General features: G+C 56.2%; 15 protein-coding genes and 1 other RNA gene. 8 read left to right on the top strand and 8 right to left on the bottom strand.

Annotated elements, in window-relative coordinates; translation table 11 throughout:
- Nucleotides 1-161: 161 nt before the first annotated feature.
- Nucleotides 162-514, bottom strand: an RNA gene (gene rnpB / locus WMO26_RS02935) — RNase P RNA component class A.
- Between the two features lie 120 nt (nt 515-634).
- Nucleotides 635-1,606, bottom strand: coding sequence for a M15 family metallopeptidase (locus tag WMO26_RS02940; RefSeq protein WP_349218044.1), 972 nt, complete (start codon nt 1,604-1,606; stop codon nt 635-637).
- Between the two features lie 209 nt (nt 1,607-1,815).
- Between WMO26_RS02940 and hisS the strand changes: the two genes are divergently transcribed.
- Complete coding sequence (gene hisS / locus WMO26_RS02945; RefSeq protein WP_349218045.1) at nt 1,816-3,171, top strand: histidine--tRNA ligase; 1,356 nt, start codon at nt 1,816-1,818, stop codon at nt 3,169-3,171.
- 25 nt (nt 3,172-3,196) lie between these two features.
- Nucleotides 3,197-4,975 carry an aspartate--tRNA ligase gene (aspS, locus tag WMO26_RS02950; RefSeq protein WP_349218046.1) on the top strand — a complete coding sequence of 593 codons (1,779 nt, stop codon included), beginning with the start codon at nt 3,197-3,199 and terminating at the stop codon, nt 4,973-4,975.
- Between the two features lie 60 nt (nt 4,976-5,035).
- On the opposite strand, the gene WMO26_RS02955 is transcribed toward aspS, so the two are convergent.
- The 5 genes from WMO26_RS02955 to WMO26_RS02975 all read right to left on the bottom strand — a co-directional run bounded on the left by WMO26_RS02955 (nt 5,036) and on the right by WMO26_RS02975 (nt 10,299).
- Nucleotides 5,036-5,251 carry a helix-turn-helix domain-containing protein gene (locus tag WMO26_RS02955; RefSeq protein WP_349218047.1) on the bottom strand — a complete coding sequence of 72 codons (216 nt, stop codon included), beginning with the start codon at nt 5,249-5,251 and terminating at the stop codon, nt 5,036-5,038.
- A gap of 183 nt (nt 5,252-5,434) precedes the next feature.
- On the bottom strand, nt 5,435-7,468 hold the full coding sequence (locus WMO26_RS02960; protein WP_349218048.1) for an FtsX-like permease family protein: 2,034 nt from the start codon (nt 7,466-7,468) through the stop codon (nt 5,435-5,437).
- Nucleotides 7,458-8,225 (bottom strand): ABC transporter ATP-binding protein, encoded by a 768-nt coding sequence (locus tag WMO26_RS02965; RefSeq protein WP_349218049.1) that lies wholly within the window; start codon nt 8,223-8,225, stop codon nt 7,458-7,460. Before WMO26_RS02965 ends, WMO26_RS02960 begins: the two co-directional genes overlap by 11 nt.
- A gap of 404 nt (nt 8,226-8,629) precedes the next feature.
- Entirely contained in the window at nt 8,630-9,637 is a 1,008-nt protein-coding gene (locus WMO26_RS02970; protein ID WP_349218050.1) for a sensor histidine kinase, read from the bottom strand.
- Nucleotides 9,634-10,299, bottom strand: a complete 666-nt coding sequence (locus tag WMO26_RS02975) for a response regulator transcription factor (protein ID WP_349218051.1) — start codon at nt 10,297-10,299, stop codon at nt 9,634-9,636. The genes WMO26_RS02970 and WMO26_RS02975 overlap by 4 nt, the downstream gene beginning before the upstream one ends.
- 351 nt (nt 10,300-10,650) lie before the next feature.
- On the opposite strand from WMO26_RS02975, the gene WMO26_RS02980 reads away from it, so the two are divergent.
- The 4 genes from WMO26_RS02980 to WMO26_RS02995 all read left to right on the top strand — a co-directional run bounded on the left by WMO26_RS02980 (nt 10,651) and on the right by WMO26_RS02995 (nt 13,306).
- Nucleotides 10,651-11,382, top strand: coding sequence for a hypothetical protein (locus WMO26_RS02980; RefSeq protein ID WP_349218052.1), 732 nt, complete (start codon nt 10,651-10,653; stop codon nt 11,380-11,382).
- 82 nt (nt 11,383-11,464) lie between these two features.
- The gene (locus WMO26_RS02985) at nt 11,465-12,181 is read left to right on the top strand and encodes a hypothetical protein (protein ID WP_349218053.1); all 717 of its coding nucleotides are present in this window, start codon (nt 11,465-11,467) and stop codon (nt 12,179-12,181) included.
- Nucleotides 12,182-12,198: 17 nt separating this feature from the next.
- On the top strand, nt 12,199-13,077 hold the full coding sequence (locus WMO26_RS02990) for a hypothetical protein (protein ID WP_349218054.1): 879 nt from the start codon (nt 12,199-12,201) through the stop codon (nt 13,075-13,077).
- Nucleotides 13,078-13,102: 25 nt separating this feature from the next.
- Nucleotides 13,103-13,306, top strand: coding sequence for a hypothetical protein (locus WMO26_RS02995; protein WP_349218055.1), 204 nt, complete (start codon nt 13,103-13,105; stop codon nt 13,304-13,306).
- Nucleotides 13,307-13,408: 102 nt separating this feature from the next.
- On the opposite strand, the gene WMO26_RS03000 is transcribed toward WMO26_RS02995, so the two are convergent.
- Complete coding sequence (locus tag WMO26_RS03000) at nt 13,409-14,251, bottom strand: helix-turn-helix domain-containing protein (protein WP_349218056.1); 843 nt, start codon at nt 14,249-14,251, stop codon at nt 13,409-13,411.
- A 268-nt stretch (nt 14,252-14,519) separates the two neighbouring features.
- Between WMO26_RS03000 and WMO26_RS03005 the strand changes: the two genes are divergently transcribed.
- Together WMO26_RS03005 and nadC are read left to right on the top strand one after the other, a co-directional pair.
- The gene (locus WMO26_RS03005; RefSeq protein ID WP_349218057.1) at nt 14,520-15,989 is read left to right on the top strand and encodes an L-aspartate oxidase; all 1,470 of its coding nucleotides are present in this window, start codon (nt 14,520-14,522) and stop codon (nt 15,987-15,989) included.
- Nucleotides 15,990-16,059: 70 nt separating this feature from the next.
- Nucleotides 16,060-16,899, top strand: coding sequence for a carboxylating nicotinate-nucleotide diphosphorylase (nadC, locus tag WMO26_RS03010; RefSeq protein WP_349218058.1), 840 nt, complete (start codon nt 16,060-16,062; stop codon nt 16,897-16,899).
- Nucleotides 16,900-16,953 lie beyond the last annotated feature (54 nt).

Here is a 16,953-nt window from a genome sequence, read left to right on the forward strand (position 1 = left end):
CTTCGGTGGTACTGTTTCTTACTATTATTATACGCTATTTCTCGTCAAAAATCAACCATTTGTTGTGACAGAGCCTTACAAAAAAAACCGCATAAAGACGGCAAGGCGCCCGCCGTATCCGGCAAACGCGCCTTGTGATATGCGTTCTGAAAACAGATAAGGGGACGACCAGGTCTGTAAGCCGGGTTCTGTCTTGAACAGCCATCTATCTTGGCCGCAGGTCGCCCTGCGGCTCCAGCCACCATGGGGGCATCCGCCGGGCCGGCGTTGGCATCCCCGCAGCGGTGTTGCTCCGGATAGGGTTTACATGGCCGCGCAGTCCCCTGCGCGCCGGTGAGCTCTTACCTCGCCTTTCCACCCTTACCGCGCAAAAAGCGCGGCGGTATCTCTCTGTTGCACTTTCCCTAAGGTCGCCCTCGGCGGTCGTTAGCCGCTATCCCGCCCTGTGAAGCCCGGACTTTCCTCAGGATACAGGCTTTCGCCCCGCGTATCCCGCGGCTGCTCGGCCTGCTCGTCCCTTATCAGGAGTCTGATTATACCACATTCTTTGCACCATGACAAACCATTTGCGCAAAGGCCAGCCTGTTTTCTTTGTGTTTCGTCCTTCAACTATCCGGGGTTTTCCGCAAGGGCCCTACAATTCCACTGTGACGATAAACCCGTCCACATTATTGCCCGAAAGGGTGTAGGCCCGGCCGGTGGGAACGGGCACCCGGGTGTCGCCGTCTTCTGCCTTTACATAGTAGATTTCATACCGCTTGCCGTCAAAATCCTCGATTTGCAGGTGCTGCCGGCCGAAAGGGAACTGCTTGAGATAGTCAATGTATTCTTCCATGCAGATGCCCTGCTGGGTCATAATGTAAGCGTGGGGCTTTCCTACGAAGCGGAAATGCCACGGCTCGTAGGAAACGCCGGTCAGGTCGCTTTTTGCCTCGTCGTAACGCACGATAAAGCCGTACTTGTAGCAGCTTTGATTGATCCAGGAGTAGACCCCTTCGCCGGTGTAGTCTTCGAGCCGCCCGAACTGGTTAAAGACTCCCAAATCCATGGCATAGCCGGTGTGGTGTTCGCTGCCGCCGGGAGGCGCCACCCATTTGGATGCTTCTACTGCCCCTACCTCGCTGACCTTGTTGGCGAGAAGGGTCTTCTGGTAGTCGTAGGTGCGAAAGCCGCTTAGGGCCAGCACGTTCCCGTTGCCGGTGGCTTCATGGAAATCATGGAGCATGGCGTCCAGAGGGCCCATCATGTCCTCGTCCACCTGGACATTGCGGTCCTTGACCTTGTAGCCGTCGGACTTATGGTCGTATACGCCGATGAGGCGGTTGGTCTCGGGAAACCGGTAGGGCACCTGGGCGTTGACCAGGATGAGATGCCCTTCATAAATCGCGTCGTGGGAAAGGATCTTTTCGGTATAGCCGCTGGGGTCCACCGCAGAGGCGATGGAAGGCTGGTTGGAAAGCGCTTCGCTGGGCATGGAGGGTTCCTTTCCCGCGTCGTCGGCCCAGTAAAAGGCGCAGCCCGCTACCACCGCCACGCACAGAAGAAGCACGGCCGAAATCAGCAGACCGTAGGAAATGTGATTATGTTTTTGTTTTGAAGTTGACACGATGGATTCCTCCTTGTTTGCCGCTTTGTGTTTAGTATACCCTTTGCAGGCGGCGTCTGTCTTTCGCGGGGCTTATGGCTTTCTTACGGATTTCTTAATATTGGGGCCCGGCAGGCCCTTGGAGCGGTTGCTTTTAAAAGGAAAAAACGATATAATGATTCTAATTTGAACCATTTTACGTCCTTATAGACGCATGGAGGGAAAAAACCATGGCATTGCTGACAAAAGCGCCCCGGGGCACCCAGGATCTCCTGCCCAAGGACAGCGGGAAGCTGCAGTTTGTGGAGGGAAGCCTCTTGGACACGGCCAAGCGGTATGGATTTCAGGAAATCCGCACCCCGGTGTTTGAGCATACCGAGCTGTTTTTGCGGTCGGTGGGGGAAACCACCGACGTGGTGCAAAAGGAAATGTACACCTTTCAGGACAAGGGCAACCGCTCCATCACCCTGCGCCCGGAGGGGACCGCGGGAGCGGCCCGGGCGGTGCTGGAGCACTCGCTGCACAACGACGCGCTGCCGGTGAAGGTGTCCTACCTGACCGGGTGCTACCGGTACGAAAAGCCCCAGGCCGGGCGGCTGAGGGAATTTCACCAGTTCGGCATTGAAATCTTCGGCGCCGAAAAGCCGGCGGCGGACGCGGAGATCATCTGCGTGGCAAACGAGGCGCTGGCCCACTTAGGGGTCAAGAACCTGCAATTGCAGTTAAATTCCATCGGCTGTCCCGCCTGCCGGGCGGAGTACCACAAGGCGCTGCGGGCCTACTTTGAGGCGAGACGGGAGGACCTGTGCGACACCTGCAAGGGCCGCCTGGAGCGAAACCCCATGCGCATCCTCGACTGCAAAAGTCCCGTCTGCCAGGACATTGCCAAGGACGCGCCCAACATGCTCGACTATCTGTGCGACGACTGCAAGGAGCACTTTGAAGGGGTCAAGGGCTTTCTGGACGCGGCGGGCCTCTCCTATGTGATCAATCCCCGCATCGTCAGAGGGCTGGACTATTATACGCGCACGGTCTTTGAGTTCGTATCGCAGGACATCGGTTCCCAGGGGACCGTCTGCGGCGGCGGCCGGTACGACGGCCTGATGGAAGAGCTGGGCGGGCCGCGCCTGCCCTCTCTGGGCTTCGGCATGGGGATCGAGCGGCTGATGCTGGTACTCAAAAACCAAGGCGCCGAGCTGCCCGAGGACCCGCCCTGCAACGTTTACATCGCCTCCATGGGGGATGCGGCGGCCAAGGAGGCCTTCCGCATCGCCGAGCTTCTCAGGGAAGAGGGCTTCTCCGCCCAGTGCGACCTGGTGGGCCGCAGCCTGAAGGCTCAGATGAAATACGCCGACAAGATCGGCGCCCAGCACACCATGGTGCTGGGGGACAATGAGCTTGCCGCGGGCAAGGCGAATTTAAAGGACATGGCCACCGGCGAGCAGGTGGAGGTGGACCTGGGCGAGGGGCTCATTGACGTGATCTACCGCACCCAGCTGGAAAAAGAGCTTGCGAACATTTCCCAGGCGGGCGGCGAGGCGGACATTGCCGCGCTGCTGTCCGGGATTCAGAATAGGGAAGAATAATCGAGTGGAAATGGAGCCGATTGCTATGAACGATACCCTTCAGGGAATCAAACGCACCGACTACTGCGGCACGCTGCGGGAGACGGACATTGGAAGAGAAGTGACGGTTTGCGGCTGGGTGCAGCGGCAGAGAGACTTGGGAGGCCTCATTTTTGTGGACCTGCGGGACCGCACGGGCCTTTTGCAGCTGGCCTTTGACGACAATACCGACCGGGCTGTCTTTGAGAAGGCGGGGGAGCTGCGCTCGGAGTTTGTGGCGGCGGCCCGGGGCGTCATCCGCCGCCGGGCGGCGGTCAACAAGGACATTCCCACCGGTCTTGTGGAGGTGGAAGTCCAGGAGCTTCGCATTCTGTCCCGCGCCCAGACCCCGCCCTTTGAAATTTCCGACGACTGCAACGCCAGGGAAGAGCTGCGGCTCAAGTACCGCTATCTGGACCTGCGCCGCCCGCAGCTGCAGCGAAACCTGATGCTGCGCCACCGGGTGGTCAAGGCCACCAGGGACTATTTTGATTCCAAGGGGTTTTTGGAAATCGAAACCCCGGTGCTCATCAAGTCCACCCCGGAGGGGGCCAGAGACTATTTAGTTCCCAGCCGGCTGCACCATGGGGAGTTTTACGCCCTGCCCCAGTCTCCCCAGATCTATAAGCAACTGCTGATGGTGTCCGGGTACGACCGGTACATGCAGATCGCCCGGTGCTTTCGGGACGAGGATTTACGGGCCGACCGGCAGCCGGAGTTTACCCAGATTGACTGCGAGCTGTCCTTTGTGGACATGGAGGACATTTTAGAAATCGGGGAAGGCTTCGTCCAGTATCTCTTCAAGGAAACCCTGGGCGTGGACGTGCCCCTGTCTCTCCCCCGCATCACCTATGCGGACGCCATGAGCCGGTTCGGCTCGGATAAGCCGGACACCCGCTTTGGCATGGAAATCTGCGACGTGTCCGAACTTGTGAAGGATTCCGCCTTCTCGGTGTTCTCCTCTCCCGTCAAGGAGGGGGGCAGCGTGCGGGGAATCGTCGCCAAGGACGCGGCCAAAGCCCTCACCCGCAAGGAGATCGACAAGCTGACCGAATACGTCCGGGGCATCGGCGCGAAGGGCCTTGCCTGGGTGCGCTGGGTGGAGGAAAAGCCGGCCTGCTCCTTCGGCAAGTTCATGGCCGAGGGCGAACTGGAGGCGATCCTTTCCCATATGGGCGCCAAACAGGGGGACGTAGTACTGCTGGTGGCGGACAAGGACAAGGTGGTCCTCCCCACCCTGGGCGCCCTGCGCCTGGAGGTGGCCCGGAAGCTGGATATCATCCCCGACCAGTTCAATTTTCTCTGGGTCACGGAGTTTCCCTTCTTCGAATGGGACGAGGACGCCAACACTTGGGTGGCCATGCACCATCCCTTCACCGCCCCCATGGACGAATGCATCCAGTATCTGGATGCGGATAAGGGCAAGGTCCGGGCCAAGGCCTACGACCTGGTGCTAAACGGCGTGGAACTCTCGTCCGGTTCTATCCGGATCACCGACCCGAGCTTGCAGGCGCGGATGTTTGCGGCTCTGGGCCTGTCCGACGAGGAAGCGGCGCGCAAGTTCGGCTTCCTGACGGGCGCCTTCCAGTACGGCGCGCCGCCCCACGGGGGCTTCGGCATCGGGCTCGACCGGCTGGTGATGCTCATGGCCGGGGCGGACTCCATCCGGGAGGTCATCGCCTTCCCGAAGGTGCAAAATGCCAGCGAGCTCATGAGCGAGTGCCCCTCCCCGGTGGACGAGGCGCAGCTCAAGGAGCTGGGGATTCAAACCATCGCGGAAGAATAAAGATCCCTTTATTCTCACAGAAAAGCCCTCTGGCAGCGCCGGAGGGCTTTTTTAGTCATCCTATCTTTTGGCCTCGGCATCCTCGCCGATGGAAAACAGGTCGTTCGGAGTACATGACAGAATCAGACAAAGCACCTCGATGTTTTCCTTGCTGATGGACTTCGTTTCGTTGTCGAGCATTCTGCGAAAGCTCTGGTAGCTCATATTGAGCTGTTGAAAAAGCCAGTACCTGGATTTCCCCTTCTGGGTTAGGATTTCTTGCACGCGAAGCATCATGTCATCATCATCTCCCGGATTTGAGTCGATTGATTATACCGCTTTTTATCTGCTTTGTGTGGGAGGCGGGCTCATAATATAGCCAAAGTATATCCATTTTACCGGAGGAATACGCAGGGCCCGCCGCCCCTTTCGGGAACCGGCGGGCCCTGCGCTTTATGAGAAATGGATAGAGGAATTGGCTTATCTGCGTTCGCGGATCATGGTCTTGCAGCCGAAGTAGGTGGCCAGGAAATAGCCGCCGTAAATGAGGATGATGATGCCGGCGGTGAAGATGGTGTTGGCCACCATATCCAGGTTCCCGAATTGCCGGACAATCTGGTTGGCCACCGTCAGCCCCACCACCGAATGAACGATGGCCAAGGCCAGAGGCATCATGAAGTAGATGAAAATCTGGGTGAAGAGGGCGCGGTTGACCATCTTTTCCTCTGCGCCCAGCTTTTTGAGCAGGCGGTAGCGCTGGACGTTGTCAGCCGATTCGGAAAGCTGCTGCAAGGCCAGCACCGCGGCGGAGGTGATCAGGAAGACAATGCCGATATAGATCGCCAGATAGGAAATAATGGTTTTGAGGCCGGCGCCCGCGTCGAGCACTTCCTGACGGGAGTAATACATACTGTAGGGCCGGGCGATGGACTCGTCGGTCCCTACCTTATAGGCTTCGTCCACCGCTTCAAAGAAGGCGGCTTCCGCGTCGGGTGCATTGAAGTTCACATTGGTGATGGTGCGCCGGGGCAGAAAGCCTTCCGTCTCAAAGACCGCGTCGGGCAGGACCAGCGTGCCGGTGTCCATAAACATCTGGGTGGTTTCCACAATGTTTTCATACGCCTCTTTGGAAGCCGCCATGTAGGTGACGCCGCCGATGTGGATGGTCCCGTCCTTCTGGAGAAAATCCTCCACAATGGGGATCATGTTGGCATAATTGCAGTTGAGGATAAACTGGTTTTCAGACAACTCCACCGGCTCCTTGCCCTGCATGACCATCGCCGCATTATAGTCGGACAGGGGGATGGCTTCGATAAACGTCCCCTCCATAGATTCGAGGGTGTAGCCGTTGGGGACCATGTTCTCCCGGGAGGTAAGGATGGCTTTGTAGGTGATGGGAGAGTTGTAAATCTCCACCTCCTGCTCCTCTTTGGTATAATCGGACAGGTTGACCCCGTTCTTAAGAAGCTCCTCTTTGAACGGGGGTAGCTCATACTCCGGGTCGTTGGGATAATGGTACTGGGTGAAGGAGGCGTCGTAGGGGGTGGTCTTCTGCAGGTCCTTGGTGAGCACATCGGCAAGGCCAAGGCCGCTGGAAAGGGTGCCGATGGTGATGAGCAGCATGATGCAGATCAGGGTCATGGAGACGAAGGTGGTGTTGATCTTGGAGTTGATCTGCCGCAGCACGAACATGTTGAGGTTCTTCAGGTACAGGCGCTTATTGGACTTGACCACCCGCAGCAGAAAACCGGACAGGGATAGGAAGAAGAGAAGGGTGCCCAGCGCGCCGAAGACCAGGGCCGCGGTAAACTCCCAGTCCAGCGTCATCATGCCGTTGTCGAGAATGCAGTAGTAGGCAAAGGCCAGGCAGCCCACCGCGATGATAAACAGCACCACCGAAACCCAAAGCTTGCGGATTTTCAGGCTCTCGTTTTTCTTACCGGCGGTGAGCAGGTCGATGAGCTTATACTTAGAGATGGAGATGGTGTTGAAGATCATCACCAGTAGGAAAATAAAGCCGAAGTAAAGGACGGAGCGAATGAGCGCGTCCATGGAGAAGGTAAACTCGAACTGCTTGAGATTGACGGCGAACATTTTGGCTGTCAGCACCGCCAGGCCCTGGGAAGCGAAGATACCCACAATCAGGCCCACCACCAGGGAAAGGATGCCGATGAAGAAGGTTTCCAGGATAACGAGCCGGGAAATCTTCCCCTTGGGCATACCCAGGATCATGTAAAGGCCCAGTTCCTTTTTGCGCCGCTTGATAAGGAAGCGGTTGGCATAAATGATGAGGAAGGCCAGAATCACCGAAATGAACACAGAGACGTATCCCATCATCCGGGTGAGCAATACGAGCATATCCTCCTGGCGGGCGGACACGTCGAGCATAGCCTGCTGGGAGTCAATCGAATTAAAGACGTAGAAAAGGCAGACACCGAAGGTCAACGTCAGAAAATAGATGGTATAATCCTTCATGCTTTTCTTGACGTTTTGAAACGCAAGCTTAGAGAACATTGCTGTTGTCACCTCCAAGCAGGGTTACGACTTCGATGATTTTGTTGAAGAACTGCTTGCGGGTATCGCTTCCCCTCATGAGCTCGTTGAAAATCTTGCCGTCCTTGATGAAGAGGATGCGGTGGCAGTAGCTGGCGGTGAAGGCGTCGTGGGTGACCATGAGGATGGTGGCGCGCAGGTCCCGGTTGAGGGTCTCAAAGCTCTCTAAGAGCATCCGGGCCGACTTGGAATCCAGGTTGCCGGTGGGTTCGTCCGCCAGGATCAGGGAGGGGTTGGTAATGATGGCCCGCGCGCAGGCCACCCGCTGCTTCTGACCGCCGGACATCTGGTAGGGATACTTATTGAGCACGCCCCCAATCTCCAGCTTGGAGGCCACATTCTTGACCCGCTCAATGATTTCGGAGGAGGGGGTTTTGATGATGGTCAGGGCCAGGGCGATGTTCTCAAAGGCGGTCAGGGTATCCAGAAGGTTAAAGTCCTGGAAAATAAAGCCCAGCTGCTCCCGGCGAAAGCGGGAAAGGCTTTTGGAATTGAGGGCGGTGATGTCGCTTCCGCCGATATAGATGTGGCCGGATGTGACCGTATCAATGGTGGAAATGCAGTTTAAGAGGGTGGTCTTGCCGGAGCCCGAGGCGCCCATGATGCCCACGTACTCCCCTTCGCTCACGTCGAAGCTGATCTGGTCCACCGCCTTGGTGACGTTCCCTTTATTTCCGTAATATTTCTCGATGTTCTGAACCGATAAAATCGCACTCATCGTTTTTCCTCCTGTTTCTCGTGATGGCTTTATCTTACCACCCGCACGGGCCGGCAACCATCGTTTTTCCTTACGTTTGACTTACAGTTTTGTCAGTTTCCCCGGGCAAACTCCATGGATGCGCTTGTTTTGGGAAACGCTGTCCGGTCATTCAGACGCAGAAACCGCCCCATTCCCTGCACCTGATGTTTGTTTTTTGTTACCATAAAAGAGGAAGCCCCCGCGCGAATGAACGCGCGGGGGCAAAGAAACCAAGCTTTCTGCATTTGCCGGTCCTATTTTCGAGGCAAGGCCTGGGGGTAAACCAATGCGTTGCGGCAAAAGGGCCGCTTTGCGCCGAAGTATCGGAGAGGTTCTTCTCTCTGCAGCGGGCGGGGACGGCTCTCACAAAAAGGAGCCGCGGCTCAGAGCAGATGCATGGTCCCCTTGGGAAAGACGATCCGCACCGTCGTCCCGCTGCCCGGACAGGAGGTCAGGGTGATGGAAAGGCCCAGCTTATCACAGAGCTTTCTGCACAAATAGAGCCCCATGCCGGTGGACTTGGCGTAGCGCCGGCCGTTCTCCCCGGTAAATCCCTTTTCGAAGGCGCGGGCCGCGTCCGCTTCGCTCATGCCGATGCCGTTGTCCGCGATGTATAAAGCGATGCGGTTGTCCCACTCCTGGGCGTAGATACGAATGCGGGCCGGGTCCTGCTTATACTTAATGGAGTTGACAAACAGCTGGCCCAGAATAAAGTCCACCCATTTGACATCAGTGTACACGGTTAAATCCACATCTTCCACCGATACTGTGACCTTATTTTCAATCAATGCGGAGGCATGGCGGCGCACCGCCCCGTACACCATCTCCTTGAGAGAGGATTTTTTCACCAGATAGTCCTTTTCCACGCTGTTGGAGCGGGAATAGTAGAGCGCCTGCTCCACAAACCCGTCGATTTTCCCGATTTCCTCTCCGATGGAGCGGGTCACCTCATCCGGATGGTTTTCAATCAAAAGGAGGCTGGAGGCAATGGGGGTCTTCACCTCATGTACCCAGGTCTCGATAAACTCCCGGTACCCGGTGGACTGGCGCTTATAAAAAGCGATCTCATCGTTCATGGCCTTGCCGGTCTGGCGCAGGGTGTCGAAAAGGATCTCCCCTTCCGCAAAAGAGGGGCGCTCCAAAAGCTCCATAAGTAAAAACTTCTTGTCCAACGCCTCCAGATGCTTCTCCACCTGCCGGTAATAGGCCCGCTTGTACAGGTATTCCGCCAGAAGCCCCATCACCATGGCCAAAAGCAGCACCCCGGCAATAAACCCGATGGAATAACCGGGCACCCGCAGTACCGAAAGAAAGATCAGCACAAACACGAGCGCCAGGAAGCATGCCGTCAGCAGCACCGCCTTGTCCCGCAGAAAGGAACGAAATTTCATACCATATACCCCTGTCCCCGTTTGGTGATCAGATATTCGTGCACACCGATGGTTTCCAGCCGCTTGCGCAGACGGGTAATGTTCACCGTCAGCGTATTGTCGTCCACAAACTCGTTGGACTGCCACAGGTCGTTCATGATGGCGTCCCGGGAAAGAATGGTGGAGTGGTGTTTCATCAGAAGATGGAGGATGCGCACCTCGTTTTTGGAGAGCTCCACCTCCCGGCCTTCATGGCTGGCCACACTCCTGGAAAGGTCCAGGGTGACGCCTCCATGAGAGATGGTCTTCGATCCGCCGCCCTGGTAGGTCCTCTTGAGCACAGAAGAAATGCGCGCCAAAAGGATCTGGGTATTATAGGGCTTGGTAATAAAATCATCGGCGCCCAGGTTCATGCTCATCAGCTCGTCCACATCGCTGTCCCGGCTGGTGACCATAATGATAGGCATATCCGAGCGCTGACGGATTTCCCGGCAGATGTGGTAGCCATCGAGGACGGGCAGGTTGATGTCCAGCAAAAGAAGCTGCGCCTCATCGTCCAAAACCGCGTCCACGACCCCCTCAAAGCTGTCCGATGCCCGGCACTCATAGCCGTATTTGGCCAGCAGCAGGGAAAGCTCGGTGCGAATCTTGGGATCGTCCTCGATGATATAGATTTTCGCCATGTCCTTCATCCTTTCACGTTTTCGTATACAATCGTGGTTCCAGAAAAAGCAAGGGAAAAACCCTGCAGAAATATTCTGGTTATTCACAGATGCTACAAACCGGGAAAAAATTGTATAAAAATTGGGAAACCTCTTTACTTTTCTATAATAGTAAATTACAATTACATTGTCAATACAACTCTTTCACTGGTGTAGGATTATAGCTCGATATATTCGCTTTTCCGACGAAATCTAGAGCACTTTCTTCCATTTTTGTTCAATATTATTTACCAACTGAACCCCGGTTCCGTCAAAGAGACGTATCCGGCGGCAAAATCCCTGCACACATGGCTTTGAAAGGAGGGCTTTCGTATGAAGTGGTTGAAATCGGTTTCCCTGTGGGTGGCGGGGATCGTCTTGGCGGTTTCCCTGTCCGCCTGCGCAGCGGGGCTACCGGCTGACCCTCTCGACCGCACGGAGCTGGCCATCCAAAACCAGCAGGCGCTGGACGCGTATGCGTTCGCGGGGAACCTATCGGTTCATCCCTACAAGGAGGATGGGCAGGAGGGCAAAAGCGATTCTGTTCACATCAAGGGCAAGTGCAAACGGGAAGAGGGCGGCGAAGTCCAGTTGCTGGACGTATCCAGGTACGATATGGACACCGGGCGAACCCTGCACACCATTATGCGCCGGCAGGTTCCGGAAGAATCGTTTCCGAAGGAAGTGGACGTACTGGGATGGCTCCCCAACTTCTCTATACGGGACGATCCTCTTGACAGCCAGTTTCACGATGGGCTTGGCGGGTCCAGCTACGACATGACAGTAAAAGGGGACCGGATCAAAAACGCCTTGGTGGAGGAACTGTGCGAAGAAGAGGACCTGGTACTCGACGAGGCGAAAGTCACCTATGGCATGATTGACGACCGTTTGTCCAGCCAGCTTGTGCAATATTTCTTTTATGCGAAAAGTCCGGCTACCGGCCAATACGATTTGCTGGCGAAAAAAATAGCGGTGACGGTAGAATACGACCGGTCGCCGTATGGGTCGAGCAGCTCGTCGAAAATTGAGATTCCGGATCTGACCAGCGACGTAACCTATGAGTAAAGGACGGTAAACATCCCATACGTTAGAGATGCGCAGCGGCGAAACCCCTGGAGACACCAAGTTTCGGAAGGAGGTCTTTTGTATGAAAAAATTTCGGTGGTTTAGTCTTTGTGCTCTGGCATTGTGCTTGGTAGTTTCCCTGTCCGCTTGCCAAACAGGGCAGCCGGCCAGCCCCCTTGAGCAGGTGGAGCAGGCAATCCAAAGCCAGCAGGCGCTGGACGCGTACACGTTCGACGGAAATCTTTCTTTCGAAACGTATGATGAAGAAGGACAGAGGACGCATGTGGATTCGGCGGAGATCGACGGCAGCTGCGTGCGCAAGGAAGCCGGTTGGCTCTATTTGTGGAGCGTTACCACGCTCAATACCGATACCGGGAAAACGGTGCAGACCATTATGCGCCGGCAGTACCCGGAAGAAACCTTTCCGAAGGAAGTGGATGTGCTGGGATGGCTCCCCTCCTTCTCTCTACGGGAGGACGTGCTCGACAGCCATGGCGGAGAAAGTGTTCTCGGCACAGAATACGAGGTAACGGTGAAAGGGGACCGGATTAAAAACGCCATGATGGATGAACTGTGTGAGGAAGAAGATCTGGTGCTGGACCAAGCAAAGGTTCTCTATCGGATGGAAGATCATCGATTCAATGAGATTGTCGAATATACGTTAAATGGAAAGAATCCGTCCACCGGCCAGTACGACTTACTGGCAAAGAAAATACTCCTGAGAGTCACCTACGACGAGCCGTCAGAGGAATCCAGCATTGAAATTCCGGACATGAGCAGCGACGTGACCTATGAGTGAAACACGGAGGAGCTCCAGTGAGAAAAAAACAAACAACGGCAATTTTGGCGGTGCTGATGTTCGCGGTGTTTCTTTTGTCCTCCTGTGGGAGTACGTCCTCCCTTGCGGACATTTCCGCCGTTATCGACCGGATGAAGGCACTCGACAGCTATTCCCTGACCACACAGGTTTTCTATTCCAACGATCCGAAATACTGCGACGATCTTCCTTCAGAGGAATCTCCCTCCGGTTACGATACCAGCCGCTGGTCCTTCGAAGAGTCCTTTGAGCGGGAGGACGGAGCCCCGAAATACCGTTCCCATGTAGAAGGGGAGTTCGCCCTGCGCAAATCGCTGGAACAAAGCGCTCCCCTCTGGCGGGCGGCCGGGTCTTACCAGCTTTGCTACCGGGACGGGCTTGCGGGCATGCAGGGAGAGGTCACCCAGATTAACGCAGGAACCGGGGAAGAGCGCCATCAGAAGGTGCCGCCATTAAAACGGGAAGTCTCCTTTGAAGCCTTTCTGCGGCAAAACGGAGTCCAATGCTGGTTTCCTACCTATATCAGCGAATCTCTGTCCCAGTCCTGGCAGGTCAGCCGCCTTTCCGGCGGCAAGCTTCGCTATTGGATGGATCTTCCGGGAGCTAAGCTGAAAATGCCTTATTTAGACTCGTTGAAAGGCATCCGGATCGAAAACGCCAGACTGGAGCTTGTGGTAAAAGACGGGTATGTGGTGCAGGCGAGCGCCACCTATCTGTGTATGGAACAGGGGGAAACCGGGGAAACGCCGCATATCCTGCAGGTAGACGCCGCCTATTCCGATCTCAACAAGCCCATACATTTGCTGCTTCCGAACCTGGATGGATACGACCTGGCGACCGGGCCGGAAGCGACCGCCGTTTTGGGAAGGTTCTTTTGACCAAACGGGGAAAGGGGAGTTTGTGATGAAAAAGCATGTGACGTTCTGCGAGAAAAAGTGGGAGCGGTTCGGCCGCTGGGCCGCCTCGGTATTCGCCACCAGTCAATACCACAGCCCATGGACCTATCCGGGCGGAATTCAGGAAAAAGTGGACACCCGCCCTTCCCGCGACCTGGAAATGGACAAAATGCCGAAAAAGAAGAAAGCGCAGTTTGGCCAGGCAGAATAAAAGAACAACCGAAAAAAGCGGCGAGAGTATTCTCGCCGCTTTTTTATTCTGATCTATCGCCCGCTTCATTCCCGCTTTTCCTTTGCCCGGTAACTCCATTGTTTAGAAAACCGTGTTGCGGAAAGCCGTCGGCGTTAACTGCGTGCGTTTTTTAAAGGTGCTGACAAAGTGCGCCTCACTGTGAAACCCGGCGGCATAGGTGATTTCCTTGATGGAAAGCCCGGTGGTCTTCAATAGGGTTTTCGCCGCGTCGATGCGCACGGTCAGTACATATTCATGGGGTGAAAAACCGGTTTCCTGTTTGAACATCCGGCTGAAATGGTAGGGGCTCAGGCTGACCAGCGCCGCGATTCGTTCCAGCGACAGATCTTCTTTATAGTTTTCCTCAATGTATTCCATCGTCGTCTGCACCGGCGTGCGGCCGGCTCCTCCCGGCCCCTCGCAGGAAGCGGTCAGCAGGTCCGCCAGAAGGCAGTGGATGCGGCAGGAAACATTGGGCTCCGGGACAGGCGTGCGGTTTTGAAAGCCCGACAGAATCGGCAAAATCCGGGACAAAAACAGCCCTGTGTTCCTTGGGGCCACCACTGCGCCGTACCGGCTGAAAATTTCCTCAAACAGCCCCCGGCTTTCGTTTCCGTTAAAATGGATCCAGTATATTTCAGACGGTTCCACCGCCCGGTACTCGTGAGGACGGTGGCAGTCCAGCAAAAGCGCTTTTCCCGGCTCAATCGTGTAAGTACGCCCCTCATACCGTGCCATGCACTTTCCCGTGTGCACATAAAACAGCAGAAAGGATTGATGAGAGTCCCGGTGTACGTAATAACGGGTGTCACAATAGAAGTGGCCCGCACTGTCCAAATAGAATAAGAGAGACTGCGCAAAGCTACTCGCCGTATGAAAATAAAAAACCGATTTCTCCAGTATGCCGTCGCCGGTCGCTTTCATTTGCTTCTCTCCTTACCGGGGCCGATTGGTCGGGCGCCGTACTGTTTTTGATACTTACAATATACACAGAAAACGGAAGAAATTCAATGGAATTTATGAAATAAAATCAATTTTCCGAGTTTTATCAGTCAAATTGGAAAGCAGACGTAGAGAACCGTTCGCTTTCTTGCTATCGAAGGGGCTTTGTGTTATGATGGTTCTATCAAAACCCGCGTCAAATGCGGGGTGAAAACCCTTGAAAAAGAATCCAAATAGGGTGGCTACGAACGTGAAGAAGCAATATGACGTCATCATCGCCGGTGCCGGCGTGGCAGGGCTTTACGCGGCGCTCAACCTGCCTGGTTCCCTGCGGGTGCTTATGGTATGCAAGCGGGAGCTGACCTTGTCCAACAGCGCGCTGGCCCAGGGGGGCGTGGCCGCGGTGGTGGACACGACCCACGACAATTATAAGCTGCACATTGCCGACACGCTGATTGCGGGTGGCTATAAAAACAATCTGGCGGCGCTGGAGGTTCTCGTAAAGGAAGGCCCCGGCGACGTGCTCCATCTTTTGAGCCTGGGGGTGGACTTTGACGAGGATTCCTCCGGCAACATTCAGATGACCCTGGAAGGCGGCCACTCCCGCCGGCGCATCCTCCACCACAAGGATAACACCGGCTGGGAAATCGTCAACAAGCTCATCGAGCGGGTCAAGGCCCTGCCGAACGTGGACATTCACGAAAATGCCCAGCTTTGTTCTTTGCAAAAGGCGGCGGACGGGTTCTGGGGCTTTCTGTTTGAAAAAGGCGAAATGGCTCCGGTGTTCGCGCCCTATGTCATTCTGGCCACCGGCGGCATCGGCCGGGTGTACCAGTACACCACCAATTCCGCCATCGCCACCGGAGACGGCATCACCTTCGCAAGCGATATGGGCGCGCGGATCAAAAATCTGAGCCTGGTGCAGTTTCATCCCACTGTGTTTGCCACCGCGCCGGGAGGCGAACGGTTTCTCATCTCCGAGGCGGTGCGGGGCGAGGGCGCGGTGCTTCTCAACTGCGACGGAGAGCGGTTTATGCACCGCTACGACGAACGCGAGGAGCTGGCCCCCCGGGACGTGGTGTCCGGCGCCATCATGCAGGAGGCCAGACGCACCGGCAGCGACAAATTCTATCTGAACATTTCCTTTAAAGACACCGATTATTTGAAAAACCGGTTTCCGAACATCTACGCCCGCTGCCTGCAAGAAGGGGTAGACATCACCCGGGACAAAATTCCAATCTTCCCCTGCCAGCATTACCTGATGGGCGGCATCGACGTGGACCTGCATTCCAAGACCACCATCGACGGGCTGTACGCCTGCGGGGAGTGCTCCCACACGGGCGTACACGGGCTCAATCGGCTGGCGTCCAACTCCCTGCTGGAAGCGCTGGTCTTTTCCCGCCGGGCCGCGGCGGACATTGCCCGCCAGGCTAAACCCGGTTATCAGCCGATGTCCGAACCCTCCCCCATCCGCACCGAGGGCATCCCCATCCCTTCGGGGCTTCGCACCGAAATCCGGGACATTATGCAAAGCTGCCATTTTGTGGTCCCCAATCCGGCCGCCGCACGGGAGGGCTTGGGACGGGTAGAGCGCATCCGGGGTATGCTGTCCTCCGGCAGCTTTGCGGTGACGCCGGAATACGTAGAGGTCAAGAGTTTGGCGACGGTGGCCTCCATTATCCTGCGGGAGGCGAGCGGGCAAGAGGAGAACCGTTCGTAAATTCCCCTTTTCATCATCCTCTCAATCTCTCCGGCCGACCGCCGGTTTTCAACAAAGGAGCGATCAAGTTATGCGCCTGCCCCTCTTTTCGGTCGATGACGTGATCCAGCGCGCCTTGGCCGAGGACATTACGTATCTGGACACCACTACCGACTATCTGATTGAAGAAGACGAGAGAGGCGACGCCTATCTCCTTTCCAAAGCGGACGGGGTTTTATGCGGCCTTCCTGTAGCCATGCGGGTCTTTCAGTTTCTCGACCCCTATTTCTCCTACCAGGCAAACAAGACCGATGGAGAGCCTATCAAAAAAGGCGAACGGATCGCTTCCCTGTGTGGGCATACCCGTGCACTCCTAAAAGGCGAACGCACGGCGCTCAACCTGCTGCAGCATATGTCCGGCATTGCCACGGCCACGGCCCAGGCGGTGGCGCTGGTGGAAGGGACGAAGGCCACCATTGTGGATACCCGCAAGACCCTGCCGGGGCTTCGCAGCCTGCAAAAGTACGCGGTGACAGTGGGCGGCGGGCGCAACCATCGATATAACCTGTCCGACGGGGCCATGCTCAAGGACAACCACATCGACGCGGCAGGCGGGATTACGCCCGCCATCGAAAAGCTGCGCGGCAAGGTGGGGCACATGGTCAACATTGAGGTGGAAACCCGCAATCTCGACGAGGTGAAGGAAGCGCTAAAGGCCAAGGCCGACATCATCATGCTCGACAACATGGACTGCGACACCATGCGCCAGGCGGTGGCACTGGCCGCGGGGCGGGCGGTGCTGGAAGCGTCGGGCGGGATTACCGCCGCCACATTGCGGGCGGTGGCCGAGACCGGGGTGGACATCATTTCGATCGGAGCGCTGACCCATTCGGTGCAGGCGTTTGACATCTCGATGAAGTACGGCGCCTGATTTTTGGGAAACCTGACCGGACAAACCCGGTTTTTCTGTGAATTTTCTGTGAAA

The sequence above is a fragment of the Solibaculum intestinale genome (assembly GCF_040096205.1).
GTDB lineage: Bacteria > Bacillota > Clostridia > Oscillospirales > Acutalibacteraceae > Solibaculum_A > Solibaculum_A intestinale.

Coding starts and splice junctions, on each gene's coding strand:
- hisS (WP_349218045.1), top strand. CDS start 1,816: ATGGCATTGCTGACAAAAGCGCCCCGGGGCACCCAGGATCTCCTGCCC.
- aspS (WP_349218046.1), top strand. CDS start 3,197: ATGAACGATACCCTTCAGGGAATCAAACGCACCGACTACTGCGGCACG.
- WMO26_RS02955 (WP_349218047.1), bottom strand. CDS start 5,251: ATGATGCTTCGCGTGCAAGAAATCCTAACCCAGAAGGGGAAATCCAGG.
- WMO26_RS02960 (WP_349218048.1), bottom strand. CDS start 7,468: ATGTTCTCTAAGCTTGCGTTTCAAAACGTCAAGAAAAGCATGAAGGAT.
- WMO26_RS02965 (WP_349218049.1), bottom strand. CDS start 8,225: ATGAGTGCGATTTTATCGGTTCAGAACATCGAGAAATATTACGGAAAT.
- WMO26_RS02970 (WP_349218050.1), bottom strand. CDS start 9,637: ATGAAATTTCGTTCCTTTCTGCGGGACAAGGCGGTGCTGCTGACGGCA.
- WMO26_RS02975 (WP_349218051.1), bottom strand. CDS start 10,299: ATGGCGAAAATCTATATCATCGAGGACGATCCCAAGATTCGCACCGAG.
- WMO26_RS02980 (WP_349218052.1), top strand. CDS start 10,651: ATGAAGTGGTTGAAATCGGTTTCCCTGTGGGTGGCGGGGATCGTCTTG.
- WMO26_RS02985 (WP_349218053.1), top strand. CDS start 11,465: ATGAAAAAATTTCGGTGGTTTAGTCTTTGTGCTCTGGCATTGTGCTTG.
- WMO26_RS02995 (WP_349218055.1), top strand. CDS start 13,103: ATGAAAAAGCATGTGACGTTCTGCGAGAAAAAGTGGGAGCGGTTCGGC.
- WMO26_RS03000 (WP_349218056.1), bottom strand. CDS start 14,251: ATGAAAGCGACCGGCGACGGCATACTGGAGAAATCGGTTTTTTATTTT.
- nadC (WP_349218058.1), top strand. CDS start 16,060: ATGCGCCTGCCCCTCTTTTCGGTCGATGACGTGATCCAGCGCGCCTTG.